Source organism: Xanthomonas prunicola (assembly GCF_025266575.1).
GTDB lineage: Bacteria > Pseudomonadota > Gammaproteobacteria > Xanthomonadales > Xanthomonadaceae > Xanthomonas > Xanthomonas prunicola.
Genome location: NZ_CP096142.1, coordinates 695482 through 720344, shown reverse-complemented (window position 1 = coordinate 720344; position 24863 = coordinate 695482). Strand labels below are relative to the sequence as shown.

Here is a 24863-nt window from a genome sequence, read left to right as displayed (position 1 = left end):
CCCCGATCAGGTGCTTGACGACAGCGTGCGAGCCGCTCGTCTCCGATCAGGCGCTCTGCAACAGCTTGCGAGCTGCCGCGCGCGCTTCCTTGCTCACTTCCACGCCGCCCAGCATGCGCGCCAGTTCTTCCTGACGGGCCTGCGGGCCGAGCAGTTCGACCGCACTCTGGGTCATGCCATCCACCGGGGCCTTGCTGACCCGGTAATGCGCGTGGCCCTTGGCGGCGACCTGCGGCAAGTGGGTCACGCACAGCACCTGGCGCTCTTCGCCCAGGGCGCGCAGTTTCTGGCCGACGATGTCGGCCACCGCGCCGCCGATGCCCGAATCCACTTCGTCGAACACCATGGTCGGCACGCTGTCCAGGCCGAGCGCCGCCACTTCGATGGCCAGCGAAATCCGCGACAGCTCGCCGCCGGAGGCGACCTTGCGCAAGGGGCGGGGCGGCTGCCCAGCGTTGGCGGCAACCAGGAACTCCACCCGCTCGGCGCCGTTGGGGTCAGGGCGCAACGTGTCCTGCGGCTGCAACTGGATCAGGAATTGCCCGCCGCCCATGCCCAGCTCGCCGATCAGCGTGGTCGTGGCGGTGGACAAGGCCTCGGCGGCGGTCTTGCGACTGTCGCTGAGCACCCCGGCTGCGCTGCGCCAGACGCCGGTGGCGGACTCGATGTGCTTGTCCAACTGCTGCAGGCGCTCGTCGGCGCCGCGCAGGCTCTCCACTTCCTGGCTCATGCGGTCGCGGTGCGCGGCCAGTTCGTCCGGTGTAACGCGGTGTTTGCGCGCCAGATCGTGCAGGCGGCCCAGGCGGCGTTCCATGGCCTCGAACTGGGCCGGGTCGGCCTCCAGGTCGTCGCGCACGCGGTCGAGCAAGGCGAGCGCTTCTTCGATCTGGATGACGGCGCTGTCCAGCAGTGCGTCGACTTCGCCCAACCGCGGTTCGTGCTCGGCGACGCGGGCGATATCGTGGCGGCTGTCCTGCAACAGGCCCAGCGCGCTGGCGCCGTCGTCGCCGTTGAGCTGCTGGGCGACGCTGTCACAGGCGCCGATCAGCGCGGTGGCATGAGCCTGGCGGCGGTGATTGACGTCCAGCGCGGCGATTGCGGCCGGATCCAGGTCCTCGCGTTCCAGTTCGGCGAGCTGATGCTCCAGAAAGCCGATCCGGTCGGAGACATCGCCTTGCGCCGATAGCGCATCGCGCTCGTCCAGCAGTGCTTGCCAGCGCTGGCTGGCCTGGCGCACCTGTTCGCGCTGTGCGCTGTTACGCGCATAGGCATCGAGCAGGGCGAGCTGGCTGTGGCGGGCCATCAGCGCCTGGTGTTCGTGCTGGCCGTGGATTTCGACCAGTTTCGAGGCCAGTTCTGCCAGCTGCGAGGAAGTGACCGGGCGGCCGTTGATCCAGGCGCGCGAGCCGCCGTCGGCGCGGATGATCCGGCGCAGCTGGCATTGGGCCTGGTCATCGAGTTCGTTCTCGGCCAGCCAGGCCAGGCCCGGGTGCTCGGCTGGCAACTGGAATTCGGCAGACAGTTCGGCGCGGTCGGCGCCGTGGCGGACCACGCCGCTGTCGGCGCGCAGACCGGACAGAAAGCCCAGCGCGTCCACCATCAGCGACTTGCCGGCGCCGGTTTCGCCCGATACCACGGTCATGCCCGGCCCGAATTCCAGTTCGGTGGCGCGGACGACGGCGAAATCCTTGATCGAGAGGTGTCTGAGCATAAGGTCGAGTGTGAACGCTTTGGGGAAGCTTAGGGTGGGAGGGCAGACAGGGAATCGGACGCTTGCCATCCCCGGGGCCAGACATTATCTATGCCCAGTCTCACCGGATGATCCCATGCGCGCGTCCCAGTCCCCAATGCTCGACCCCCGCGCCCGGCAGTTGCTGCGCACGCTGATCGCGCGCTACATCCGCGATGGCGAGCCGGTGGGCTCGAAAACCCTGGCCCAGCATGCCGGGCTGGATGTCAGTCCAGCCACCATTCGCAACATCCTGGCCGATCTGGAGGACGTGGGCCTGCTCAGCTCCCCGCATACCTCGGCCGGGCGCGTGCCTACCGCGCACGGCTACCGGGTGTTCGTCGATAGCCTGGTGCAGATGCAGCCGCCCGGCGAAGAGGAGGTGCGCCGGCTGCGTGCGGAGCTGGCCAGCGGCAATGGCACCCAGTCGCTGCTGGGCAGCGCCTCGCAGATGCTGTCGGCGATGAGCCATTTCGTCGGCGTGGTCAGCGCGCCGCGGCGCGAGCAGTTCGCGTTCCGGCATATCGACTTCGTGGCGCTGGATGCGCGCCGGGTGTTGGCGATTCTGGTGTTTGCCGACAACGAAGTGCAGAACCGGGTGATCGAGCCGCGCCGGGCCTACGAGCCGGCCGAGCTGGAGCGGGTGGCCAATTACCTCAATGCGCAATTTGCCGGGCGCGCGCTGTCGGACATCCGCGCCTCGCTGCTGCGCGAGCTGCGCATGGCCAAGAACGAGATGGAGCAGCTGCTGGCGCACAGCGTGGACCTGGCCAGCGAGGCGCTGGTGCCGGCCGATGCCGAGGACATGGTGATGGCCGGGCAGACCCGGCTGATGGGCGTGCAGGACCTGTCGGACCTGGACCGGCTGCGCGAGCTGTTCGAGGCCTTCGCCAGCAAGCGCGAGATCCTGCAGCTGCTCGAACGTACCATCCAGGCGCCGGGCGTGCGCATCTTCATCGGCGAAGAGACCGGCATGGTGTCGCTGGACGATGTCTCCCTGGTCACCGCGCCGTATGCCGCCAACGGGCAGGTGCTGGGCGTGCTGGGCGTGATCGGGCCCAAACGCATGGCCTACGACCGGGTGATTCCGCTGGTACAGACCGCCGCCCAGGTGCTGGGCGCGGCCATGGAACCGCCGGGCACGCGATAAGCGGCAGCGATCGATACGATCGTTTTGCTTGAAACGCGCGCGCGCGCCCACATACGGGGTGACGTTGGGGCGGGCGTTCCGCTTGCCCGGGAACTGCACATGAACCAAGACCACCCCGAATTCGACTCCGAAGACCTGTCCCAGAACCCACCCGAGACCGATCCGCTCAAGGCCGAGATCGAGTCGCTGCGCAGCGAGATCGCGCTGGTCAAGGCCGATGCCCTGCGCGAGCGGGCCGATCTGGAAAACCAGCGCAAGCGCATCGCCCGCGATGTCGAGAACGCGCGCAAGTTCGCCAACGAGAAGTTGCTGGGCGAGCTGCTGCCGGTGTTCGACAGCCTGGACGCCGGCCTGACCGCCGCCGGCACCGAGCCCAGCCCGCTGCGCGATGGCCTGGACATGACCTACAAGCAATTGCTCAAGGTCGCGGCCGACAATGGCCTGACCCTGCTCGACCCGGTCGGCCAGCCGTTCAACCCGGACCAGCACCAGGCGATCAGCCAGGGCGAGGCCGAGGGCATCGCCCCGGGCCACGTGGTGCAGGTGTTCCAGAAGGGCTACCTGCTCAACGAGCGCCTGCTGCGCCCGGCCCTGGTGGTCGTGGCCAAGCACGACTGAACCGTAGCGCCGGCTGAACTGCCAGGCGCAGGCATGAAACACAGATGTGCGCCGGTGGCTTGAACACCTGCGCACCACCCCCACATCTCAGCCAGACCCGGCGTCGCCGGACACAGCTAAAGAATCATCAGGAGCGTATCCATGGGCAAGATCATTGGTATTGACCTCGGCACCACGAACTCGTGCGTGTCGATCATGGACGGCGGCAAGGCCCGCGTCATCGAAAACTCCGAAGGCGATCGCACCACGCCGTCGATCGTCGCCTACACCAAGGACGGCGAAGTGCTGGTCGGCGCCTCGGCCAAGCGTCAGGCGGTGACCAACCCGAAGAACACCTTCTACGCGGTGAAGCGCCTGATCGGCCGCAAGTTCACTGACGGCGAAGTGCAGAAGGACATCTCTCACGTGCCGTACGGCATCCTGGCCCACGACAACGGTGATGCCTGGGTGCAGACCAGCGATGGCAAGCGCATGGCGCCGCAGGAAATCTCTGCGCGCGTGCTGGAAAAGATGAAGAAGACCGCTGAAGATTACCTCGGCGAGAAGGTCACCGAAGCGGTGATCACGGTGCCGGCGTACTTCAACGACAGCCAGCGCCAGGCGACCAAGGACGCCGGCCGCATTGCCGGTCTGGACGTCAAGCGCATCATCAACGAGCCGACCGCCGCAGCCCTGGCCTATGGCCTGGACAAGAACGGCGGCGACCGCAAGATTGCCGTGTACGACCTGGGCGGCGGCACCTTCGACGTGTCGATCATCGAAATCGCTGAAGTCGATGGCGAAAAGCAGTTCGAAGTGCTGGCCACCAACGGCGACACCTTCCTGGGCGGCGAAGACTTCGACAACCGCGTCATCGAATACCTGGTCGACGAATTCAACAAGGATCAGGGGATCGATCTGCGTAAGGATCCGTTGGCGCTGCAGCGCCTGAAGGACGCCGCAGAGCGCGCCAAGATCGAGTTGTCGTCCAGCCAGCAGACCGAAGTGAACCTGCCGTACGTCACCGCCGATGCGTCGGGCCCGAAGCACCTCAACATCAAGTTGACCCGTGCCAAGCTCGAAGCGCTGGTGGAAGACCTGGTCAAGAAGTCGATCGAGCCGTGCCGCACCGCGTTGAACGATGCCGGCCTGCGCGCCAGCGACATCAACGAAGTGATCCTGGTTGGCGGTCAGACCCGCATGCCGAAGGTGCAGCAGGCGGTTGCCGATTTCTTCGGCAAGGAACCGCGCAAGGACGTCAATCCGGACGAAGCCGTGGCCGTGGGTGCTGCGATTCAGGGCGGCGTGCTGGCCGGCGACGTCAAGGACGTGCTGCTGCTGGACGTGACCCCGCTGTCGCTGGGTATCGAAACCATGGGCGGCGTGTTCACCAAGATCATCGAAAAGAATACCACCATCCCGACCAAGGCCTCACAGACCTTCTCCACCGCCGAAGACAACCAGTCGGCCGTGACCGTGCACGTGTTGCAGGGTGAGCGCGAGCAGGCCCGCTTCAACAAGTCGCTGGCCAAGTTCGACCTGTCGGGCATCGAGCCGGCGCCGCGCGGCATGCCGCAGGTGGAAGTGTCGTTCGACATCGACGCCAACGGCATCCTGCACGTGTCGGCCAAGGACAAGAAGACCAACAAGGAACAGAAGGTCGAGATCAAGGCCGGTTCCGGTCTGTCGGACGAAGAGATCCAGCGCATGGTCGCCGACGCGGAAGCCAACCGCGAGGAAGACAAGAAGTTCCAGGAACTGGTGCAGGCCCGCAACCAGGCCGATGGCCTGATCCACGCCACCCGCACCGCGATCACCGAGCATGGCAGCAAGGTCGGTGGCGATGTGATCGGCAAGGTGGAAGCGGCACTGTCGGATCTGGAAACCGCCATGAAGAGCGACGACAAGGCGCAGATCGAAGCGCGCAGCAAGACGCTGGAAGAAGCCGGTCAGTCGCTGTACGCCGCGGCCGCCGCGGCAGAGCAGGGCGGCAGCGCCGATGCGGCCAGCGGCAACGCGCAGGCCTCCAAGGCCGCCGACGACGTGGTGGACGCCGAGTTCACCGAAGTCAAGGACGACAAGAAGTAAGCCGTGATTTGGGAGTCGGGAGTGGGGCTTGGCAGCCGCTAAAGGTGCCGATCCCCATCCCGATATCCTTTACGCGTCGCGTCGCCAAGGCGGACCAGCACACGCTGTCCGCTTTTGCGTTTCAACGAATCCCAAATCACGAATCCCCGATACCGGCTTATGAGCAAACGCGATTACTACGAAGTGCTGGGCGTTGCCCGTGGCGCCAGCGACGAGGAGTTGAAGAAGGCGTACCGGCGCTGTGCGATGAAGCACCATCCGGACCGCAATCCTGGCGATGCTGCTGCCGAAGCGGCGTTCAAGGAATGCAAGGAAGCCTACGAAGTGCTGTCCGATGGCAATAAGCGGCGTGCCTATGACGCGCACGGCCATGCGGCGTTCGAGCACGGCATGGGCGGTGGTGGCGGTGGGCCGGGTGGCCCGGACATGGGAGATATCTTTGGCGATATCTTCGGCAATATTTTCGGCGGTGGCGCCGCCGGTCCGCGCGCTGCGCGACGTGGCGCCGACGTCGGTTATGTACTGGAACTGGATCTGGAAGAAGCCGTCGCCGGGATCGAGCGCCGCATCGAGATCCCGACCCTGGTCGAATGCGAACCGTGCCACGGCAGCGGTTCCGAAGACGGCAAGGTGGAAGTGTGCGGCACCTGCCACGGACGCGGCCAGGTACGCATCCAGCGCGGCATCTTCGCCATGCAGCAGAGCTGCCCGCATTGCGATGGGCGCGGCACGCTGATCCAGAATCCGTGCAAGGTCTGCCACGGCGCCGGTCGCGTGGAAGAAGACAAGGTACTGTCGATCAAGGTGCCGGCTGGTGTGGATACCGGCGACCGGATTCGTCTTGCAGGCGAAGGCGAGGCCGGCCCGGCCGGCACGCCGCCGGGCGATCTGTATGTGGAAGTGCGCGTGCGCGAGCATGCGATCTTCCAGCGCGACGGCGACGACCTGCATTGCGAAGTGCCGATCCGCATTTCGCAGGCGGCGCTCGGCGATACCGTTCGGGTGGCAACGCTGGGCGGCGAAGCGGAAATCCGCATTCCGGCCGAGACGCAGACCGGCAAGTTGTTCCGCCTGCGCGGTAAGGGTGTGCGTTCGGTGCGTAGCCGTAGCGAGGGCGATCTGTATTGCCGCGTGGTGGTAGAGACTCCGGTCAATCTCACCGCCGATCAACGCGAGTTGCTGCAGCAGTTCGAAGCGACGTTCACCGGCGAGGATGCACGCAAGCATTCGCCCAAGTCGGCCACGTTCATCGATGGGGTCAAGGGTTTTTGGGATCGGATGACGTCCTGACGCGAGCGGCGTGATGCCACGATGGCCCGGCGCGCGGCTTGCTGCACGTCGGGTTATTTTTTGGCAGGGTGAAAACGGTCGCGCGAATGCGGACGGTGTCCTCGGGCGCTGCGCAGGAACCGGATTGCTTGCGTGACACGTGCCGGTTTGACGCATCCGACGCGCGTTCTAGCGCAGAACACTTTCGCCGGTAGCGCTAGCGAAGCGACGCCGTGAGTGATTCAAATCGAGCCATCCGGGTGCATCATGATTGGGCTGACCTTGAGCGGTTTCATTGCGCATGCCTGCGGTATTGCGCGCACCGCTGCGCTGGCTGGCCTCGGCATCTGGCCTGGATGTAGTGAGATCGCCCACGTACTGTTTTCAAAACGCCAGCTGCCGATCACAGCGCGCATCCACGGCACACGTGCAAGGTTGCGCGGATAATCGTCGGCATCTCTTCCCAGCACGGCCGCCTTCATGAGCGATGCACCCGACAGCCACCTCGTCCACGGTCGCCGCCAGCGTCCGGATGGTCCTTCGCCGATCGATGTGATCTCGGTGCAATCGCAGTTGGTCTATGGGCATGCCGGAAACAGCGCTGCGGTGCCGCCGCTGCGCGCGCTGGGCCTGCGTGTGGCGGAGGTGCCGACCACGCTGCTGAGCAATGCGCCGTTCTACACGACCCTGCGCGGGCGCATCCTGCCGGCCGACTGGCTGGCCGATCTGTTGTTGGGCGCTAGCGAGCGCGGCCTGCCGCAGCGGGCGCGCATGCTGGTCTCCGGCTATTTCGGCAGCTTGGCCAATGGCGAAGCCTTCGCCGATTGGCTGGAGCAGACCCTGCCGCAGGCGCCGCAGCTGCGCTATTGCCTGGATCCGGTGATCGGCGACACGCATACCGGTCCTTATGTAGAACCCGGTCTGGAACGCGTGTTCGGCGAGCGCTTGCTGCCGCATGCCTGGCTGGTGACGCCCAATGCGTTCGAGCTGGGTCGGCTGACCGGACTGCCGAGCCTGCAGCAGGACGATGCCATCGTTGCTGCGCGCGCGCTGCTGGCCCGTGGGCCCCAGTGGGTCCTTGCACACAGCGTGGCCGGTGCCGCAGGTGAGCTGGTGACCTTGGCGGTCAGCGATGCGGCGGTGTATCGCTGGGCCAGCCCGCACCTGCCGGTCGATGTTGCCGGTACAGGAGATGTCTTGATGGCGCTGCTGGTCGGGTTGCTATTGCGCGATGTGCCATTCGAGCAGGCGGTGGGGCACGCGCTCAGCGGCGTGCATAGCGCCTTGGAAGCGACACTGGCGGCTGGCTTCGAAGAGTTCGACGTGCTGGCCGCTGCGCCGGCCGCACTGGCCGCGACGCCGCGATTTGCTGTAGAGCGATTGGCATGATCGCGCAGCCGGTGGTCGGCATCGTCGGCATCGCCGGCGCGTACGGGCGCTGGCTGGCGCAGTTCCTGCGCACGCGCATGCAGCTGGAGGTGATCGGGTTCGATCCGGCCGACAGCAGCATCATGGACGAAGCCACGCTGGCGCAGCGTGCGGATGTGCTGATTTTCGCCGCGCCAATTCGCCATACCGCCGCATTGATCGAGCAATATGTGGAACTGGCCGGCGCGCGCGCTGCCTCGCAGCTATGGCTGGATGTCACCTCAATCAAGCAGGCGCCGGTCGCTGCGATGTTGACCTCGCAAGCGGAGGTGGTCGGCCTGCATCCGATGACCGCACCACCCAAGTCGCCAACCTTGAAAGGGCGCGTGATGGTGGTCTGCCAGGCGCGGTTGCAGCACTGGTCGGGATGGGTACAGCGCTTGTGCGAGGCGCTTCAGGCCGAATGCGTGTACGCCACTCCCGAGCACCACGACCGCGTGATGGCGCTGGTGCAGGCGATGGTGCACGCCACCCATCTGGCACAGGCCGGCACCTTGCGCGACTACGCACCGCTGCTGGGCGAGTTGCGCGCGCTGATGCCGTATCGCTCGGCATCGTTCGAGCTGGATACCGCGGTGATCGCGCGCATTCTCTCGCTCAACCCGTCGATCTACGAAGACATCCAGTTCGGTAACCCATATGTCGGCGAGATGCTCGATCGGCTGCTGTCGCAATTGCAGCAGTTGCGCGCACTGGTCGCGCAAGGCGACGATGCGGCGCGTGCGCAATTTCGGCAGCACTTCCTGCACGACAACGCGCAGGCCCTGCAGCACGATGCGCTTGCGGCAGGCAATTACACCTACGAGCGCGTGGGCTATTTGCTGGCCGACCTGACCGAGCCGCTGACACTGAGCGTATATCTGCCCGAAGACCAGCCCGGTTCGCTGCGTGCGTTGCTACATGTCTTCGAGCGCCACGGCGTGAACCTCTCGTCGATCCATTCATCGCGCACGCCGGTGGGCGAGTTGCATTTCCGTATCGGCTTTGAGGCGGGAAGCGATCGCGCGGCATTGGCAAAAGCAGGCAGCGAGATCGATCGCAGTGGGATTGGCCGTGTGCTGGAGCGATCCGATGGCTGATCGCGATACGAGGACGACTCGTGCCGCGATCGATTTCATCCACATAGGGTGTGGATGAAACTTGCACAAGCATGTGGATAACTGCGCACAGCCCTTGCGGCGCAAGGGCTGTGCGGTAGGCGGTCAAAAAATGACCAATGCCGTCCGGAGCAGCTAGCTGGACGATGGCGCCGTCTTTAGATGGTCGCGGTGCCCTGAGTCGGCACGTACTCTTCGTTCACTCCGGTTCCTGTGCGCCTCCCACGGCTGCTAGATAACGACGCGAGAGGTGTTGGTAGCCCTTCCCTAGAGCGCGGAAAGGCGCAGCTCACCGCCGTCGGTGACGAAGCGCTGCCCCTGACGTTGCAGATGTCGGCCATCGGGAAGCTCGTAACGCGGCGCCGGTTGCGGATTTGCGCGTGGTTGTCGCTCGTCGCGGAATTCGATGATGACGTAAGACTCGCCATCTGCACCAATTGCGGGAAATTGCCGGAAATACATAAGCACCTCCGAAAGTTCCTAAGGTTGCAGTGCAGATCGCTCGGGACCCGCACGCCCGGCGCCGGGCCGGTAGGGCGAGCATGCGCACGGACTTGTTATCCAGACGTCGTTACGCGGTGAGTCCGAAAGCCTGCAAGTTGAGCTCGTCAGCCGGCAGTGGCGAGCATTCGCTGCCTGACAAGCGGCAATGCCTCCGCGCAGCTGCGATGGGACAGACTGCAGCGGTCGTCGCATCTCGACAAGGGTTTAAGCGCATTGAAGCGCAGTGACTTCGCACACCTGTCGGCCGATTGCATCGCTCAGACGCGCTGAAATCGCCCAATGCATCGGCGCCGGCGTTACACCGGGTGACGCATCTAGCGACTCAGCTGCAATGCATCCCGGTCGGCCGTGGCTGCGGCCAGTTCAGCACGCGCGGAGGCAATGCGTGCCTGCGCATCGATCAGGCGCACGCGTGCGTCGTTGGCGGTTTCCTCGCGCTGGTTGACCAGGAAGAAGTCACCGGACCCCAGCTCGAAGCGCCGCCGCTCGGCTGCGGCCAAGCGATCTGCCAGGCCGCGTTCCTCATCGGCGATCTTGGCGAGCCGTTCGGCGGCATTGAGCGCGATGACGATCGATTCGACTTCAATCGAAATCTGGTCGCGCAAAAAACGGCTGCGCTGATCCAGGGCTTCGATTTCTGCGCGCGCCTCGGCCACGCGGCCTTTGGCGGCGCGGTTTTCCAGTGGGACGCTGAAACGGAAGCCGATGACGGCATCGGTCAACGAACGATTCGGGCCGCCGACGCCGGGGGGGCCGAGGTCCTTGCTGACTTCCACGCTGACATCCAGGCGCGGTTTCAGATCGTTCTGGGCCAGCATCAAGCGTGCGGTGGCCTGGTCGATGCGGGTGAGCACGGCACGGTAATCCGGGCGCTCCACCGGTGCAGTGATCTTGCTTGCGCCGGCCAGTCCTTCCAGTGCGGAGGTGTCGGCCGGCAGGCGCTCGGCCGACACGATCAGCGGCATGCCGGCGTCATCGCGCAGATACAGCGACAACGCGTTGGCAGCATTGGCAAAATCCTGTTCCGAGCGCACCACCAACGCGCGCCGACGCACCAGGTTCTGGTCGTTTTCGGTGAGCAGAATGGTCGGCCGCGCACCGAGCGTGACCTGCCGCGAAATCGCGTTGCGGCGTTGTTCGGCCAGTTGCAGCAGTTCGTTGTAGGCGCGCAACTTCAGCCCAGCGGCAACCCAGTTCTGGTAGGCATCCACCGCGCGCCGTTGCACGCCGATGGCCACCATTTCCGCCTCGTACTTGGCCACATCGATATCGGTGCTGGCAATGCTGCGCTTGGTGCGGCGTTCGTCGATCACACGATCGCGCAGCAGCGCATACAGCGCGCCGACCTTCACTTCGCCGCCGCGGTCGGTATAGGACTTGTCTTCGTAGACCGGAAAGGAACCGCGCGAGGAGCGGTAACCGCCGTAGTAATAGCCACCGTTTTCTTCGAACGGCCGCTTGGCGCCGGTTTCGATCGTGCTGCCGTCGTAATAGCCGGCCTCGCGCGAGCGGCCTTCGATGTCGAACACGGTATCGAAGGCGCCATCGGCCGAGATGCCCTTGCCCTCGGCCTGGCGCACCTTGGCCAGCGATTCGATGATCTGCGGCGCAGAGCGGGCCGAGGACTGCAGCACTTCATCCAGCGTCAGCGCACCGGCCTGGGCGAATGCCGCACCGGGGCAGAGTGCGATCAGCAGGACAACAAGACGGCCGATCATTTCTTACCCGTCGCTTCGTCTTCGGCCTTGGGTGCGGCCGGTTTGGCCTTGCTCTCTTCCTGCGTGGTCGCAGCCGGGCGCCGGCCGAATTCCAGCGGGAAGTTGTTGAGCTGGCGCCACAGTTCGTAGCCAACCTTGACCGTTTCACCCTGCACCCAGCCGCGCACCTTGCCACCCTGGCGGGCAAATTCCTGCGCCGGCCACGCCGGCTTGCCCGGCATCGGTTCCACCAGGATGCGGAACAGGCCATCGGGCGCGGCATTGGGGTCGATGGCGCGCACGCGGCCGTCGAACATGCCGTGCGCCACCGACGGCCAGCCGCTGAACTGGATGGCCGGCCAGCCTTCGAACTCCAGCCGCACCGGGCGACCGGGACGGAGCAGCGGCACATCGCGGCCGTCGATGTAGAGCTCGACCGCGCGTTCCACCCGTTCCGGTGCAATCACTGCCAGCACGGTGCCAGGCGAGACCATGGCGCTGCCGCTGGCGGCGTTGAGCTGCTGCACGCGGCCGTCGCGCGGGGCGCGCACCAGCTGTGCGGACTGGCGGTTCAACTGGATGTCGATGCGGGTCAGCTTGGCGCGCGATTCGGCCAGCTTGGCATCGGCGTCGGCCACCTTGATCTGGGTCAGTTCGTAGTCGCGGCGGCCGGCCAGGCCTTCGGCCAGCAACTGCCTGCTGCGCGCCACATCGATACTGGCGACTGCGCGCGACTGCTGGATGGCGGCGATTTCTGCCTGCGCCTGTGCACGTTCGCTGGCCAGGCGGGTCAGCAGGTCCGGATCCAGGTCACCGACGCGCGCGATCGGGTCGCCTTTGGAAACGTGCTGGCCATCGTGCACATACCAGCGCTCGACGCGGCCCGGCACGAAGGCGGTGACCTGTTGCTGACGGTCGCCCGGATCCAGCGAGACCACCTGGCCCTTGCCGCTGGCGGTCTGCACCCAGGGGGCAAACGCCAGGATCGCGCCGGCGATGGCAACGCCGATCAACAGCATCCACGCCAACGCCTTGGCGATGCTGGGCGGCCGCATCGCCGCCAGGGTCGGGAAATGCGCCATCCGATCAGGGGCGTGCGGCATGCTGAGCCTCCTGCGTGGACGCAATCAGTTCGGCGCGCGTGGCGTAGCGTTGCTGGCGCTCCGGTTCCAGGCGGAACCAGCCGTCCAAGGTGATGTCCTCCGGCCGGCCGGTGCACAGCAGCACCGTGGTTCCTGCGTCCTTCAAGCGCCGCAGGATCCGGGTCAGACGTTCTGCCGGAAGCAGGTCGTACAACTGCGACAACATCAGCACGCGCGGGCGTACCAGCAGCGCGTTGGCCAGCTTCAGCGCCATCACCTCGCCAATCCACAGCGGGAAGCCGGACGCGGCAAGTCGGGTATCCAGGCCTTGCGGCAACGCGGCGATGCGCGCACGCAAGCCCACCGTATCGATCGCTTCCAGCATCGCTTCGGAGGTCACATCGGCCGAGGCCATCGCCAGATATTCGCGGATGGTGACTTCCACGATGGTCGGCCGGTCGAGCACGGTGACTTCCGAACGCAGCAGGTACATATCGAAGGTGGCCAAGTCGGCGCCGCCCACCATGACCAGTCCGCGATCGGGAACCACGTGGCGCTTGAGCACCATGGCGAGCAGACGTTCGGCGCCGCCGTCGGCCAGCGTGACCAACTGCTCGCCAGCTTCCAACGCGAAATCGAAACGCGCGCCCTCGATCACCACGCCATCCAGGCGTACTGCGCTGTTGCGCGGTGCTTCGCCGGCGACGGCCACCGGGCGCTCCTGGGGAATGGCATACAGCAGCGACAATTCCTCCGCGCTGGCGACCAGGTCATAGAACACGTCCAGGTAACTGCCCAACTGCGCAATCCCGTAAAACACCGCACTCAGGATCAGTTCGGCAGCCACCAGCTGGCCGATCGACAACTCGCCGCGCAGGATCAGGCTGCCGCCCAGCGCCAGCAGCGCAGCGCTGGCCACCGCATAGGTGAGCAGGAACGCCAGCGTCTGGGTGAAGGTGTAGCGGAAATGGCGCCGATGCCGGTTGACGTATTCGGCGGTCACCGCTTCCGAGCGATCCATCGCGAAGTTGAGATGACGACTGGATTTATAGAAGCCGTTGGAGCCGCCGACGCTTTCCAGCCAGTGCGCGGCGTTGTGCTTGGCGTGACTCAGGTCGACCGCCGTGCGGATCGAGCCACGCGACCAGATCATCCAGATCGAAAAGATGGTCAGCAACAGCAACGCGTTGAAACCGAGGAAGAAGGGGTGATAGAAGCTGGTGACGATCAGGCCAACCGCCGACTGCAGCACGATGGTGAAGGCGCCAACCGCCAGGCTGGGAACCGCTTTCTGGACGATCACCAGGTCGAAGTAACGGTTGAACACATCGCCACGGTTCTGGTCGGCGAAGAACGGGTTCTGCGCATGCACCGCGCGTACGGTGATCTCGGCTACCACCCGTGCGAACAGGCGGCGTTCGAACAGCGCCATCACCCACACCCGCATCGCGCTCAATGCCGCTACCAGCAACAACAAGCCCAGCAGCAGGCCGGACAAGGTCCATAGCGGGGTAGCCAGCGCAGTGTTTGCCACGCTGTTGATCAACAATTGCACCGAGATCGGCGTGGCCAGCGACAGCAGGCTGATCGCAATGCCATACACCAGGGCCAGGCGCACATACGGCATATCCGGGCCGACGACTTCCGCCAGCCAGCTTGCTGCTTCCCGCCATCCGATCCGCTTGGCCGCCATTCGATGTCCGTTGATGAGTTCAGTGAAGCATTGACGAGGCGTCAGCCTTCAAACAAGGCCAAAGCGCTTATTCACCGCATAGGATTTTCCTATGCGGCCACCGCACGTAGCAGATTGGCGATCAAACCGAAGGCCGGCGCACGACCGGCGCCCTGTCGCCAGAGCAGACCAATCTCCCTATAGTAGCGTCCGCCTTTGACTGGCCGAACCACCACATCGTCGCCTTCGCGGATTTCCTGGCGGACGTACAGATCCGGGAGCAGTGCAAGGCCCATGCCCATGCCGGCCATCTGGCGGATCGCATCCAGGCTGGTGCCTTCGTAATCGCGCAAGACATTCGCACCGACATCCATGGCAATTGCGGCCACCTGTTCTGCCAATCGGTATTCCGGCATCAAGGTCAACAAGTTGGCGCCGCGCAGATCGGCCGGGGTGATGCAGGCCTTGGTGCGCAGCGGATGGTCGGCGGCCATGGTGACATGCAGCAGTTCGCGGAACAGCCGCTCGCTATGCAGGCCGCGGCCCGGCACCGGCAGTTGCGCCAGGACCAGATCGTGTACGCCGCTGCTCAGATCGGCGGCAAGTGCGGTCGGCAGCCCCTCGCGCACATGCACGCGCAGGGCCGGATGTTCGCGATGCAAACGTGCCACCAGGCTTGGCATCAGATAGGCGCCCAGCGTGGGCGACACCCCGAGCCGGATGGTGCCGACCAAGGTGTCGGCGGCGGTGGCGCGGACCTCTTCCAGATCGGTGACATCAAGCAAGATGCTGCGTGCGCGGTCGAGCAGATCGCGACCCAAAGGGGTCACAATCGCCTGCGCTCCGCGCTCGAATAGCGGCGCGCCGATGATGGCTTCCAATGCGCGGATCTGCTGCGACAACGATGGTTGCGAGACGCCCATTTGCTCGGCCGCGCGGGTAAAGCTGCCAGTGTCGGCCAGCGCGACGAAATAGCTCAGCTGGCGAAGCGTGGTTTTAGGGCGGGGCATGGGTCATATCGGATTGCGTGGAGCGCACGGCCGGCGTGGCCGGTGAGTCAAGACGGGGGAGCGTGGCTCACAAGACGAGCGACAGTCGTCCAGTGGCTGTGGATGGCGCTCAGGAACTGCAGTGTACGAGTGGCGCATGCCGATGCCGAACACTGGCCGCGCCCGCGTGGCGGTGAGCGCAGTCAGCTGCTTCAAGTGCCATCGCTGGCGGCGCAGCGACAGGCAATCCTCATTGATCGATGAACTGCAGCCGCGCCAATTCCGCGTACAGGCCGCCTTCGGCGATCAATTGGGCATGGGTGCCCTGCGCGACGATGCGGCCGGCATCCATCACCACGATGCGGTCTGCCTTGAGCACGGTGGCCAGGCGGTGCGCGATGACCAGCGTGGTGCGGCCTTCCATCAGCCGGTCCAGCGCCTGCTGCACGGCCCGCTCGCTTTGGGCATCGAGCGCGCTGGTGGCTTCGTCCAGCAGCAGGATCGGCGCGTCCTTGAGCAGCGCACGCGCAATTGCCACGCGTTGCTGCTGGCCGCCGGACAGACGCGTGCCGCGCTCGCCCAGTTCGCTGGCGTAGCCCTGGGGCAGGGCGCGGATGAAGACATCGGCTTCGGCGGCGGCGGCGGCCGCTTCCACCTCGGCATCGCTGGCTTGCAAGCGCCCGTAGCGGATGTTGTCGGCGGCGCTGGCGGCAAACAGGGTGGGTTGCTGCGGCACTAGGGCGATGCGTTCGCGCAGCAGTACCGGGTCGGTGTCGCGCAGGTCGATGTCGTCGATGCGCACCTTGCCGCTGACCGGGTCGTGGAAGCGCAGCAGCATCGACAGCACCGTGCTCTTGCCCGCCCCGGACGGACCGACCAACGCCACGGTTTCGCCAGGACTGACATGCAGATCGAAGCCATCCAGCGCCGGCGCGTCCGGACGCTGCGGGTAATGGAACACCACCTGGTCGAAATGGATCGCGCCGCGCAGCGGCTGCGGCAAGGCCTGCGGTGTGGCCGGCGCCACGATGGCCGGTTGTTCGTCGAGCAATTCACCCACCCGGCCCATGCCGCCGGCGGCACGCTGCAACTCGTTCCAGACCTCGGCCAGCGCACCGACCGAACCGCCACCAATCAGTGCATACAACACGAATTGGCCCAGCGTGCCGGGCGTCATGCGGCCGGACACCACATCGTGCGCGCCCAACCACAACACCGCGACGATCGCACCGAAGATCAGCATGATCGCCACTGCGGTCACGGTGGCCTGGGTGCGGATGCGCACCTTCGCGGTGTCGATGGCGGTCAACAGTGCGGTACTGAAACGCTGGCTTTCGTAACGCTCGCGCGCATGCGCCTGCACGGTGCGCACTGCACCCAGGGTTTCGGCCGCCAGCGTGTTGGCATCAGCCACGCGGTCCTGGCTTGCGCGCGAAATCTTCTGCAGGCGGCGCGCACCCAGCACGATCGGCAGCACCGCCAGCGGGATGCCGATCAAGGTGAAGCCGGCCAGACGCGGGCTGGTGACGAACAGCATCACCACGCTGCCAATCACCGTGGCCACGCTCCGCAAGGCCACCGACATGGTGCTGCCGATCAGCCCACGCAGCAATTCGCTGTCGGCCGACAAGCGCGACACCAGTTCGCCGCTGCGGCTGCGGTCATGAAATCCGGCGTCCAGGCCGATCAGGTGTGCGTACAGCCGGCCACGCAGGTCGGCGACGACTTTTTCGCCCAGGAGGGCGACGAAATAGAAGCGGGCAGCGGTCGCCACCGCCAGCACCACCGAAACTGCGAACAGCAGCAAGAACGCCTGGTTGATCTGCGAGTCGCCGGAGAAGCCTTGATCGATCATGCGCTTGACCGCTGCCGGCAGGCTCAGTGTGGAGGCAGCGGAAATCGCCAGCGCGACCATCCAGGCAACGAACAGGCCGCGCTGGCGTTGGATGAATGGCCACAGGGTGCGCAGGCTGCCCAGCTTCCGCAACGGGTTGGGACGTGCAGCGGCTGGCTGGGTCATGCGGCTTCCGGAGTTGAGAGATGGACACGATTGCGGGTGGCGTCGCACAGGCGGGTTTTCAAGCTGGCGAGCTGATCCGCAGGCAGTTGCACGCGCAACGCAGCACCGTTGGCGTCGAAATGTTCATCCAGTTTGTCGGCATGGAAGGCCGCCAGCGCCGCGTGCACCAGGCCCAGATCGTCGAACCGGCACTGCACCTGCACTAGCGACAACGCGATCAACGGTTGCCGCGTCGCCAGCCGCAAGCACTCGGCCGCCGTGCCGCCATAGGCACGCACCAGCCCGCCAGCACCGAGTTTGATGCCGCCATACCAGCGCGTGACCACGACCACCACCCGGTCGAAGCCCTGGCCGTCGATGGCGGCCAGGATCGGCCGGCCGGCGGTGCCACTCGGCTCGCCGTCGTCGCTGGAGCGATAGTCCTGCCCGAACCGATAGGCCCAGCAGTTCTGCGTCGCGTCGGGCACTGCCACGCGCTGCACGATCTCCAGCGCATGCGCGGGAGTGTCCAGTGCGGCAGCGTGGGCCAGAAAGCGACTGTGCTTGATGTCCAGGCTGTGGTGCGCGTCAGCGGCGAGGGTATCGAGCATCGCCATCATTCTATGCGAGGCGGTGTTGCAGGTTGCTGCGGCCGTCGTGACTGCCGTTGCAAGCTGGCAAAACAGCGCCATGTGTGCGCTGTCGTGCAGCGGCACCTGCGCAGTGGCGTAGCGAGGCTGGGTGACGCGCCCACAGCGGCATCACGCTTGTCGGCACCGCGGCTGCCGCTGGCAACGTGTGCCGGGCAGCCAGGGAGTCGCGCCGTTTCAATGCGGCCTACTCACGGTGAGACGACGTTTGTCTTGGCTGCCTTCGGTTACACCAGGGTGGAGCGGCGCTTCTCGTCGATCCACTTCGACGCCTGCGCCGGGGTGTAGTGCTGCATCCATTCGAGCATCTGCTCGATATCGGCGCCGTACCACAGGTCGGTGCGCTGGTCCGGATGCAGGAAACGCTCTTCGACCATGCGATCGATCATGCCGATCAGCGGTGCGTAGAAACCTTCGATGTCCAGAAACGCGCACGGCTTGTTGCCGATACCGAGCTGGCGCCAGGTCAGCATTTCGAAGATCTCTTCCATGGTGCCGAAGCCGCCGGGCAGGGCCACGAATGCATCGGACAGCTCGAACATGCGCATCTTGCGCTCATGCATCGAGCCGACGATTTCCAGGTCGGTCAGGCCCCGGTGGGCCACTTCCCAGTCCGCCAGTTGCTTGGGGATCACGCCAGTGACCTGGCCGCCGGCAGCGAGTACGGCGTTGGCCACCGTGCCCATCAGGCCGACATTGCCACCGCCGTAGACCAGTCGCAGGCCTTGCGCGGCGATGCGCGTGCCCAATGCGGTGGCGCGTTCGGCATAGGCGGGTTTGTTGCCGGCGTTGGAGCCGCAATAGACGCAAATTGATTTCATTGCACGTTTTCCATCGATACGACCGACAAGTCGGTCCTTCAGTCGGTGTCCGTTCTTATGTGTTGGTTCTGGTGCGCAGCAGCCACAAGGTGCCGAGCGCGACAAACATCGCGCCACATACGGCAAATGCCAGCTGCCGGCCGATCACGGCCGCGACAAAGAACATCGGACCGGCGGCGACGAACAGGATGCCGCTAAGCGAGGTGCGTGGTGGAACTGCCATGGCCGGTTCCTTGACTGCGAAACGAAGAAGGCTTCGTCGCGAGACGAAGCCTTCCGCGGCGACTGACCACCGAGGTGGCTCAGTTCGCCTTGTGGATCGCCCGCTTGCTCACCGCCATGGCCGCGTCGTGGATCGCCTCGGACAGGGTCGGGTGGGCATGGCAAATACGTGCCAGGTCGTCGGCGGAACCATTGAATTCCATGGTCAGCACACCTTCGTGCACCAACTCGGAGACGCCCACGCCAACCAGATGCATACCCAGCACACGGTCGGTTTCGGCATCGGCGATCACCTTGACAAAGCCAGCCGGCTCGCCCATGGCCACCGCACGGCCGATCGCCGCGAACGGGAAACTGCCGGCCTTGTATGCCACGCCCTCGGCCTTGAGCTGCTGCTCGGTCTTGCCGACCCAGGCAATTTCCGGCTCGGTGTAGATGACCCACGGAATGGTGTCGAAATTGACGTGGCCCGGCAGGCCAGCAATCAGCTCTGCCACCGCGATGCCTTCCTCGAAGCCCTTGTGCGCCAGCATCGGACCGCGCACGCAGTCGCCGATGGCCCACACGCCGTCGACGCCGGTGTGGCAATGGCCGTCGACCTCGATCTGACCGCGGTCGGTCACCTTGACGCCGGTGCCGTCAGCCAGCAGGTTCTTGGTCGCGGCCTTGCGGCCCACGGCCACCAGCAGCTTGTCCACGGTCAGGGTCTGCTCGCCGGCGCTGTCGGTGTAGCTCAGCACCACCTGCTTGGCGTCGCCGCTGCCGGTGATCTCGGTCTTGCTGACCTTGGCGCCCAGCTTGATGTCCAGGCCCTGCTTCTTGAATTCCTTCAGCGCGGTCTTGGCCACTTCGGCATCGGCCAGCGCCAGGAAGTCCGGCAACGCTTCGAGGATGGTGACCTCGGCGCCCAGACGCTTCCACACGCTGCCCAGCTCCAGGCCGATCACGCCCGCGCCGATGACGGCCAGACGCTTGGGAACGGCAGTGAAATCCAGGCCGCCGACGTTATCGACGATGGTGTCGCCGTCGAACTTGGCGAACGGCAGCTCGATCGACTCCGAGCCGGCCGCCAGGATCACGTTGGTGCCCTTGAGTTCGATCTCGCCGCCATCGTGCTGCGCAACCTTGACGATGTTGCCCGGCAGCAGCTGGCCGAAGCCGTAGTACGGAGTGATCTTGTTGGCCTTGAACAGCATCGCGATGCCGCCGGTGAACTGCTTCACGATCTTGTCCTTGCGGCCGATCATGGTGGGCACGTCCATCTTGGCGTCGTTGAAGCTGATGCCGTGGTCGCCGAACAGGTGACCCATGTTCCAGAACTGGCGCGAGGAATCCAGCAGCGCCTTGGACGGAATGCAGCCCACGCGCAGGCAGGTACCGCCCAGTGCCGGCTTGCCGTCCTTGCCCAGGGCAGCGTCGATGCAGGCGACCTTCATGCCCAACTGCGCCGCGCGGATGGCGGCGTGGTAACCGGCCGGACCGGCACCGATGACGACGACGTCGAATTGTTCGCTCATTTCATTTGCTCACGGGAATGGGGAATAGGGAATGGAGAATCGCAAGAGCGCATGCGCCCTTGCGCCTGCTGCGTCCCATCCAGGTCCAGGCGGGAATGGAGCGGTCGATGGGCGCTTGTCCCATTCCCGAATCTCCATTCCCGATTCCCGGCTCTTACAGACCGAACAACATCCGGCCCGGGTTTTCCAGCTGATTCTTGATGTCGACCAGGAACTGCACCGAGTCCTTGCCGTCGATGATGCGGTGGTCGTAGGACAGCGCCAGGTACATCATCGGGGCGATCACGACCTGGCCGTTCTCGGCGATCGGACGCTCCTTGATCGCGTGCATGCCCAGGATCGCGCTCTGCGGCGGGTTGATGATCGGGGTCGACAGCAGCGAGCCGAAGGTACCGCCGTTGGTGATGGTGAAGGTGCCGCCCTGCAGATCGTCCAGGCCCAGCTTGCCGGCGCGCGCCTTGGCGGCGTAGTCGGCAATGCCCTGCTCGACGTCGGCGAACGACTGGCGCTCGACGTTACGCAGCACCGGCGTGACCAGGCCCTTGTCGGTGGACACGGCGATCGAGATATCGCTGTAGCCGTGATAGATGATGTCATCGCCGTCGATCGAGGCATTGACCAGCGGGAAGCGCTGCAGCGCGTTGGCGGCGGCCTTGACGAAGAAGCTCATGAAACCGAGCTTGATGCCGTGCGCCTTCTGGAACTCGTCCTGCAGCTCCTTGCGTGCGGCCGAGACCTTGGCGAGGTTGACCTCGTTGAAGGTGGTCAGCATCGCGGTGGAGTTCTTGGACTCCATCAGGCGCTTGGCGATGGTCTTGCGCACGCGGGTCATCGGCACGCGCTCTTCCGGGCGGGCGCCAGAGGCCTTGCCCACGCCGCCGGCCTTGGCGAAGTTGACGATGTCTTCCTTGGTCACCGCGCCACGACGGCCGGTGCCTTCGACCTGCGACGGATCCACGCCCTGGGTGATCGCGGAGAAACGCGCACCCGGGGGCAGCGAATCGGCAGCGGATTTGGAAGCAGCGGCAGGCGCAGCGGCAGCAGCCGGGGCCGGCGCGGCGGCCGGAGCAGCAGCGGCCGGAGCCGGTGCCTCGGCCTTCTTCTCGTCGGCCGGTGCGGCCGCAGCCACAGCGCCTTCTTCGATGATCGCCAGGATCTGGTTGCTGGTGACGGTGCTGCCGGCTTCGAACTTGATTTCCTTCAGCACGCCGTCGACCGGCGAAGGAACTTCCAACACGACCTTGTCGGTTTCCAGGTCGACCAGATTCTCGTCGCGCTTGACCGCTTCACCGGCCTTCTTGTGCCAGCTGGCGATGGTGGCGTCGGAAACGGATTCGGGCAGTACCGGAACTTTGACTTCGGTGGCCATTCGGGGAGCGTCCTAGGGTTTTCGTTCTTTGGGGAAGGTGAGTTATTCAGCGACTTGGTCGTTGAACGGATTGAGGAGCGCATCGGCGACCAGCTTCTGCTGTTCGACGATGTGGTCGGCCATGTGGCCGGCGGCAGGCGAGGGCGAACGGGCACGGCCGGCGTAATGCAGGCTCTGACCGCTGGCCAGGCAGAAATTGAGGTGGTGGCGGATCTGGTACCACGCACCCTGGTTCTGCGGTTCTTCCTGGCACCACACCACGTCGGTGGCGTTGGCATAGGCCTTGAGCTCGGCGGCCAGCTGCGCACGCGGGAACGGATACAGCTGCTCCACGCGCAGGATGGCGACATCGTCTTGGCCACGCTTGGTCTGGTCTTCGAGCAGGTCGTAATAGACCTTGCCCGAGCACAGCACCACGCGCTTGACCTTGCCGGCATCGGCCTTGGCGTCGGGAATCAGATGCTGGAACTCGCCCTCGGCCAGTTCTTCCAGGCTCGACACCGCCAGCTTGTGGCGCAGCAACGACTTGGGCGTCATCACCACCAGCGGCTTGCGGGTGGTCATGCGCATCTGCCGGCGGATCATGTGGAAGCACTGCGCCGGCGTGGTCGGCACGCAGACCAGCATGTTCTCCAGCGCGCACAACTGCAGGAAGCGCTCCAGACGCGCGGAGCTATGCTCCGGGCCCTGGCCTTCGTAGCCGTGCGGCAGGAACAGCGACAGGCCCGCGATGCGCCCCCACTTGGCTTCGCCGGCGGCGATGAACTGGTCGATCACCACCTGCGCGCCGTTGGCGAAGTCGCCGAACTGCGCTTCCCAGATGCACAGCGCATTCGGGTCGGTGGTGGAGTAGCCGTATTCAAAGCCCATCACCGCTTCTTCGCTGAGCAGCGAATCGATCACGGTGGCGTCTTCGGGGTTCTGCACCAGCTGGCGCAACGGCAGGTAGTAATTGTCGGTCTTCTGGTCATGCAGGATCGCGTGACGGTGGAAGAACGTGCCGCGGCCGGCGTCCTGGCCGACCAAGCGCAGCTTGTGGCCTTCGGCCAGCAGCGTGGCGTACGCCAGGTTCTCGGCAAAGCCCCAGTCGCCCAACTGATCGCCGGCGGCCATCTTGACGCGATCTTCGTAGATCTTGGCCACGCGAGCGTGCAGTTCGACGCCTTCGGGAATCGTGGTGATCAGCTTGGCCAGACGATCCAGCTGCTCGCGCTTGACGCGCGTGTCCACCGGATCGGCAGCGGTTCCAACCAGATACTTGGACCAGTCGATGGCAAATTCGTCCGGCTTGCGCTTCGCCAGTTCGGTGGTGTATTCGCCCGAATCCAGCTTGTTGCGGTAGCCGTCCACCAGCGCCTTGGCCGCGTCGGCGCTCAGCACACCGTCGCTTTCCAGCTTGGCGGCATACAGCTCGCGGGTAGTCTTGTGCTTGCGGATGGTCTGGTACATCACCGGCTGGGTCGCTGCCGGTTCGTCGGCTTCGTTATGGCCCCAACGGCGGTAGCAGACCAGGTCGATGACCACGTCCTTCTTGAACTGCTGACGGAATTCATAGGCCAGCTTGGACACGAAGATCACCGCGTCCGGGTCGTCGCCATTCACGTGGAAGACCGGCGCGCCGATCATCTTGGCCACGTCGGTGCAGTACAGCGTGGAACGGGCATCGTCCCGCGTGCTGGTGGTGAAGCCGATCTGGTTGTTGACCACGATGTGCACGGTGCCGCCGACGGCGAAACCGCGCGCCTGCGACATCTGGAACAGCTCCATCACCACGCCCTGGCCGGCGAATGCGGCATCGCCGTGGATCAGGATCGGCAGCACGGTCTTGCGTTCGGCATCGCCGAACCGTTCCTGACGCGAGCGCACGCTGCCGACCACGACCGGGTCGACGATTTCCAGGTGCGAGGGGTTGAACGCCAGCGCCAGATGCACCTGCTTGTCGGTGCCGACGGCGATGTCGGCCGAGAAACCCATGTGGTACTTGACGTCGCCGGTATGCGCGCGGTCGTCATGGGCGTGCTCGAACTTGCCTTCGAATTCGTCGAACAGTTTGCGCGGGTTCTTGCCAAGCGTATTGACCAGCACGTTGAGGCGGCCGCGGTGGGCCATGCCGATCACGATGTCCTTGACCTGATCGTTGCCGGACTGGCGAATGATCTCGTCCATCATCGGAATCAGCGCATCGCCGCCTTCCAGCGAAAAGCGCTTCTGGCCGACGTACTTGGTGTGCAGGTAGCGCTCCAGGCCTTCGGCGGCGGTGAGCCGCTCCAGGGTGCGCTTGCGGCTGGCCGCATCGCCTGCAATCTTGCCGCCGGCATCTTCCAGGCGCTTGTAGATCCACTGGCGCTGGTCGAATTCCTGGATGTGCATGAACTCTGCGCCGATGCTGCTGGCGTAGGTCGCCTTCAGGCGGGCCAGCAGATCCTTGAGCTTCATCCGCGGCTGGCCACCGACACCGCCGGTGCTGAACTCGCTGTCCATGTCAGCCTGCGACAGGCTGTGGAACGGCAGATCCAGGTCGGGCGGGTTGACCGGTGGGGTCAGGCCCAGCGGGTCGAGCTGCGCGCCGAGATGGCCGCGCGCACGGTAAGCAGTGATCAGACGACCGACATTGCGCTCGCGCTCGTCACTGGCGCCTGCACCGGTCCCGGCGTTGGCAGCTTGTTTGGACGCATTGAGGATGTGGGCGATGGCGGCCGAGTGCGGTACATCACCGGCACTGCGACCTTCGAAACCATCGAAGTAGCTCTTCCACTTCGGATCGACACTGTCCGGGGCGACGAGGTACTGCTCGTACAGATCCTCGATGTAGGCGGCGTTGCCGCCGGCGAGCTGCGATGACTGCGCGAACTGCTTTAGGAGATTATCCACGATGGTAAGTCGGGTCTGCTGTGGGGATGATTGTGCGGAAGCGGCAGGGCGAGATGCCCTATCGGTCGGTCTCAAATCTCGAAAAATTATACCCCCTTGCGCTAGTGAGGGG

The 24863-nt window shown here is 65.2% G+C and carries 20 protein-coding genes and 1 other RNA gene; 6 read left to right on the top strand and 15 right to left on the bottom strand.

Annotation, left to right across the window (positions count from 1 at the left end; genetic code table 11):
- Window positions 1–46: 46 nt before the first annotated feature.
- The gene (gene recN / locus M0D43_RS02780) at window positions 47–1711 is read right to left on the bottom strand and encodes a DNA repair protein RecN (RefSeq protein ID WP_252163523.1); all 1665 of its coding nucleotides are present in this window, start codon (window positions 1709–1711) and stop codon (window positions 47–49) included.
- A gap of 136 nt (window positions 1712–1847) precedes the next feature.
- On the opposite strand from recN, the gene hrcA reads away from it, so the two are divergent.
- From hrcA to dnaJ, 4 genes are all read left to right on the top strand, one after another.
- On the top strand, window positions 1848–2879 hold the full coding sequence (gene hrcA, locus M0D43_RS02775; protein WP_252164948.1) for a heat-inducible transcriptional repressor HrcA: 1032 nt from the start codon (window positions 1848–1850) through the stop codon (window positions 2877–2879).
- Window positions 2880–2978: 99 nt separating this feature from the next.
- The gene (gene grpE / locus M0D43_RS02770; RefSeq protein ID WP_010366360.1) at window positions 2979–3497 is read left to right on the top strand and encodes a nucleotide exchange factor GrpE; all 519 of its coding nucleotides are present in this window, start codon (window positions 2979–2981) and stop codon (window positions 3495–3497) included.
- A 141-nt stretch (window positions 3498–3638) separates the two neighbouring features.
- On the top strand, window positions 3639–5564 hold the full coding sequence (gene dnaK / locus M0D43_RS02765) for a molecular chaperone DnaK (RefSeq protein ID WP_252163522.1): 1926 nt from the start codon (window positions 3639–3641) through the stop codon (window positions 5562–5564).
- Window positions 5565–5723: 159 nt separating this feature from the next.
- Window positions 5724–6854, top strand: coding sequence for a molecular chaperone DnaJ (dnaJ, locus tag M0D43_RS02760; RefSeq protein ID WP_101363227.1), 1131 nt, complete (start codon window positions 5724–5726; stop codon window positions 6852–6854).
- A 221-nt stretch (window positions 6855–7075) separates the two neighbouring features.
- Here dnaJ and M0D43_RS02755 read toward each other — a convergent pair whose 3' ends face one another.
- Window positions 7076–7315 (bottom strand): hypothetical protein, encoded by a 240-nt coding sequence (locus M0D43_RS02755; RefSeq protein WP_252163521.1) that lies wholly within the window; start codon window positions 7313–7315, stop codon window positions 7076–7078.
- On the opposite strand from M0D43_RS02755, the gene pdxY reads away from it, so the two are divergent.
- Together pdxY and M0D43_RS02745 are read left to right on the top strand one after the other, a co-directional pair.
- A complete protein-coding gene (pdxY, locus tag M0D43_RS02750; protein WP_252163520.1) occupies window positions 7314–8222 on the top strand; it encodes a pyridoxal kinase in 909 nt (302 codons plus the stop codon). The genes M0D43_RS02755 and pdxY overlap by 2 nt on opposite strands.
- Window positions 8219–9340 (top strand): prephenate dehydrogenase, encoded by a 1122-nt coding sequence (locus M0D43_RS02745; RefSeq protein ID WP_252163519.1) that lies wholly within the window; start codon window positions 8219–8221, stop codon window positions 9338–9340. The genes pdxY and M0D43_RS02745 overlap by 4 nt, the downstream gene beginning before the upstream one ends.
- A gap of 285 nt (window positions 9341–9625) precedes the next feature.
- On the opposite strand, the gene M0D43_RS02740 is transcribed toward M0D43_RS02745, so the two are convergent.
- From M0D43_RS02740 to M0D43_RS02680, 13 genes are all read right to left on the bottom strand, one after another.
- Complete coding sequence (locus M0D43_RS02740) at window positions 9626–9820, bottom strand: hypothetical protein (RefSeq protein ID WP_252163518.1); 195 nt, start codon at window positions 9818–9820, stop codon at window positions 9626–9628.
- Between the two features lie 356 nt (window positions 9821–10176).
- Complete coding sequence (locus M0D43_RS02735; RefSeq protein ID WP_101363223.1) at window positions 10177–11580, bottom strand: TolC family protein; 1404 nt, start codon at window positions 11578–11580, stop codon at window positions 10177–10179.
- Window positions 11577–12662, bottom strand: a complete 1086-nt coding sequence (locus M0D43_RS02730) for an HlyD family secretion protein (protein ID WP_252163517.1) — start codon at window positions 12660–12662, stop codon at window positions 11577–11579. Before M0D43_RS02730 ends, M0D43_RS02735 begins: the two co-directional genes overlap by 4 nt.
- Window positions 12646–14334: an ATP-binding cassette domain-containing protein gene (locus tag M0D43_RS02725; protein WP_252163516.1), complete on the bottom strand. Its 1689-nt coding sequence runs from the start codon at window positions 14332–14334 to the stop codon at window positions 12646–12648. Before M0D43_RS02725 ends, M0D43_RS02730 begins: the two co-directional genes overlap by 17 nt.
- A gap of 89 nt (window positions 14335–14423) precedes the next feature.
- Window positions 14424–15323 carry a hydrogen peroxide-inducible genes activator gene (locus tag M0D43_RS02720; protein WP_252163515.1) on the bottom strand — a complete coding sequence of 300 codons (900 nt, stop codon included), beginning with the start codon at window positions 15321–15323 and terminating at the stop codon, window positions 14424–14426.
- A 64-nt stretch (window positions 15324–15387) separates the two neighbouring features.
- Window positions 15388–15461, bottom strand: a non-coding RNA gene (locus M0D43_RS02715) — sX9 sRNA.
- Window positions 15462–15552: 91 nt separating this feature from the next.
- A complete protein-coding gene (locus M0D43_RS02710) occupies window positions 15553–17322 on the bottom strand; it encodes an ABC transporter transmembrane domain-containing protein (protein ID WP_101363219.1) in 1770 nt (589 codons plus the stop codon).
- Window positions 17319–17921, bottom strand: coding sequence for an IMPACT family protein (locus M0D43_RS02705; RefSeq protein WP_252164947.1), 603 nt, complete (start codon window positions 17919–17921; stop codon window positions 17319–17321). The genes M0D43_RS02710 and M0D43_RS02705 overlap by 4 nt, the downstream gene beginning before the upstream one ends.
- A 257-nt stretch (window positions 17922–18178) precedes the next feature.
- Window positions 18179–18772, bottom strand: coding sequence for an LOG family protein (locus M0D43_RS02700; RefSeq protein WP_101363218.1), 594 nt, complete (start codon window positions 18770–18772; stop codon window positions 18179–18181).
- Between the two features lie 55 nt (window positions 18773–18827).
- Window positions 18828–18995 (bottom strand): hypothetical protein, encoded by a 168-nt coding sequence (locus M0D43_RS02695; protein ID WP_252163514.1) that lies wholly within the window; start codon window positions 18993–18995, stop codon window positions 18828–18830.
- Window positions 18996–19074: 79 nt separating this feature from the next.
- Window positions 19075–20511, bottom strand: coding sequence for a dihydrolipoyl dehydrogenase (gene lpdA / locus M0D43_RS02690; protein ID WP_252163513.1), 1437 nt, complete (start codon window positions 20509–20511; stop codon window positions 19075–19077).
- A 154-nt stretch (window positions 20512–20665) separates the two neighbouring features.
- Window positions 20666–21880, bottom strand: a complete 1215-nt coding sequence (gene sucB, locus M0D43_RS02685) for a dihydrolipoyllysine-residue succinyltransferase (protein ID WP_252163512.1) — start codon at window positions 21878–21880, stop codon at window positions 20666–20668.
- A gap of 42 nt (window positions 21881–21922) precedes the next feature.
- Window positions 21923–24751 (bottom strand): 2-oxoglutarate dehydrogenase E1 component, encoded by a 2829-nt coding sequence (locus M0D43_RS02680; protein WP_425510636.1) that lies wholly within the window; start codon window positions 24749–24751, stop codon window positions 21923–21925.
- Window positions 24752–24863 lie beyond the last annotated feature (112 nt).

What these genes read in the sequence shown, in the direction of transcription:
- M0D43_RS02720 (WP_252163515.1), bottom strand. Translation starts at nt 15,323, where the DNA reads ATGCCCCGCCCTAAAACCACGCTTCGCCAGCTGAGCTATTTCGTCGCG.
- M0D43_RS02710 (WP_101363219.1), bottom strand. Translation starts at nt 17,322, where the DNA reads ATGACCCAGCCAGCCGCTGCACGTCCCAACCCGTTGCGGAAGCTGGGC.
- sucB (WP_252163512.1), bottom strand. Translation starts at nt 21,880, where the DNA reads ATGGCCACCGAAGTCAAAGTTCCGGTACTGCCCGAATCCGTTTCCGAC.
- hrcA (WP_252164948.1), top strand. Translation starts at nt 1,848, where the DNA reads ATGCTCGACCCCCGCGCCCGGCAGTTGCTGCGCACGCTGATCGCGCGC.
- M0D43_RS02740 (WP_252163518.1), bottom strand. Translation starts at nt 9,820, where the DNA reads ATGTATTTCCGGCAATTTCCCGCAATTGGTGCAGATGGCGAGTCTTAC.
- recN (WP_252163523.1), bottom strand. Translation starts at nt 1,711, where the DNA reads ATGCTCAGACACCTCTCGATCAAGGATTTCGCCGTCGTCCGCGCCACC.
- M0D43_RS02700 (WP_101363218.1), bottom strand. Translation starts at nt 18,772, where the DNA reads ATGAAATCAATTTGCGTCTATTGCGGCTCCAACGCCGGCAACAAACCC.
- M0D43_RS02730 (WP_252163517.1), bottom strand. Translation starts at nt 12,662, where the DNA reads ATGCCGCACGCCCCTGATCGGATGGCGCATTTCCCGACCCTGGCGGCG.
- grpE (WP_010366360.1), top strand. Translation starts at nt 2,979, where the DNA reads ATGAACCAAGACCACCCCGAATTCGACTCCGAAGACCTGTCCCAGAAC.
- M0D43_RS02705 (WP_252164947.1), bottom strand. Translation starts at nt 17,921, where the DNA reads ATGATGGCGATGCTCGATACCCTCGCCGCTGACGCGCACCACAGCCTG.
- M0D43_RS02695 (WP_252163514.1), bottom strand. Translation starts at nt 18,995, where the DNA reads ATGGCAGTTCCACCACGCACCTCGCTTAGCGGCATCCTGTTCGTCGCC.
- M0D43_RS02725 (WP_252163516.1), bottom strand. Translation starts at nt 14,334, where the DNA reads ATGGCGGCCAAGCGGATCGGATGGCGGGAAGCAGCAAGCTGGCTGGCG.
- lpdA (WP_252163513.1), bottom strand. Translation starts at nt 20,511, where the DNA reads ATGAGCGAACAATTCGACGTCGTCGTCATCGGTGCCGGTCCGGCCGGT.
- dnaK (WP_252163522.1), top strand. Translation starts at nt 3,639, where the DNA reads ATGGGCAAGATCATTGGTATTGACCTCGGCACCACGAACTCGTGCGTG.
- dnaJ (WP_101363227.1), top strand. Translation starts at nt 5,724, where the DNA reads ATGAGCAAACGCGATTACTACGAAGTGCTGGGCGTTGCCCGTGGCGCC.
- M0D43_RS02745 (WP_252163519.1), top strand. Translation starts at nt 8,219, where the DNA reads ATGATCGCGCAGCCGGTGGTCGGCATCGTCGGCATCGCCGGCGCGTAC.
- M0D43_RS02755 (WP_252163521.1), bottom strand. Translation starts at nt 7,315, where the DNA reads ATGAAGGCGGCCGTGCTGGGAAGAGATGCCGACGATTATCCGCGCAAC.
- M0D43_RS02735 (WP_101363223.1), bottom strand. Translation starts at nt 11,580, where the DNA reads ATGATCGGCCGTCTTGTTGTCCTGCTGATCGCACTCTGCCCCGGTGCG.
- pdxY (WP_252163520.1), top strand. Translation starts at nt 7,314, where the DNA reads ATGAGCGATGCACCCGACAGCCACCTCGTCCACGGTCGCCGCCAGCGT.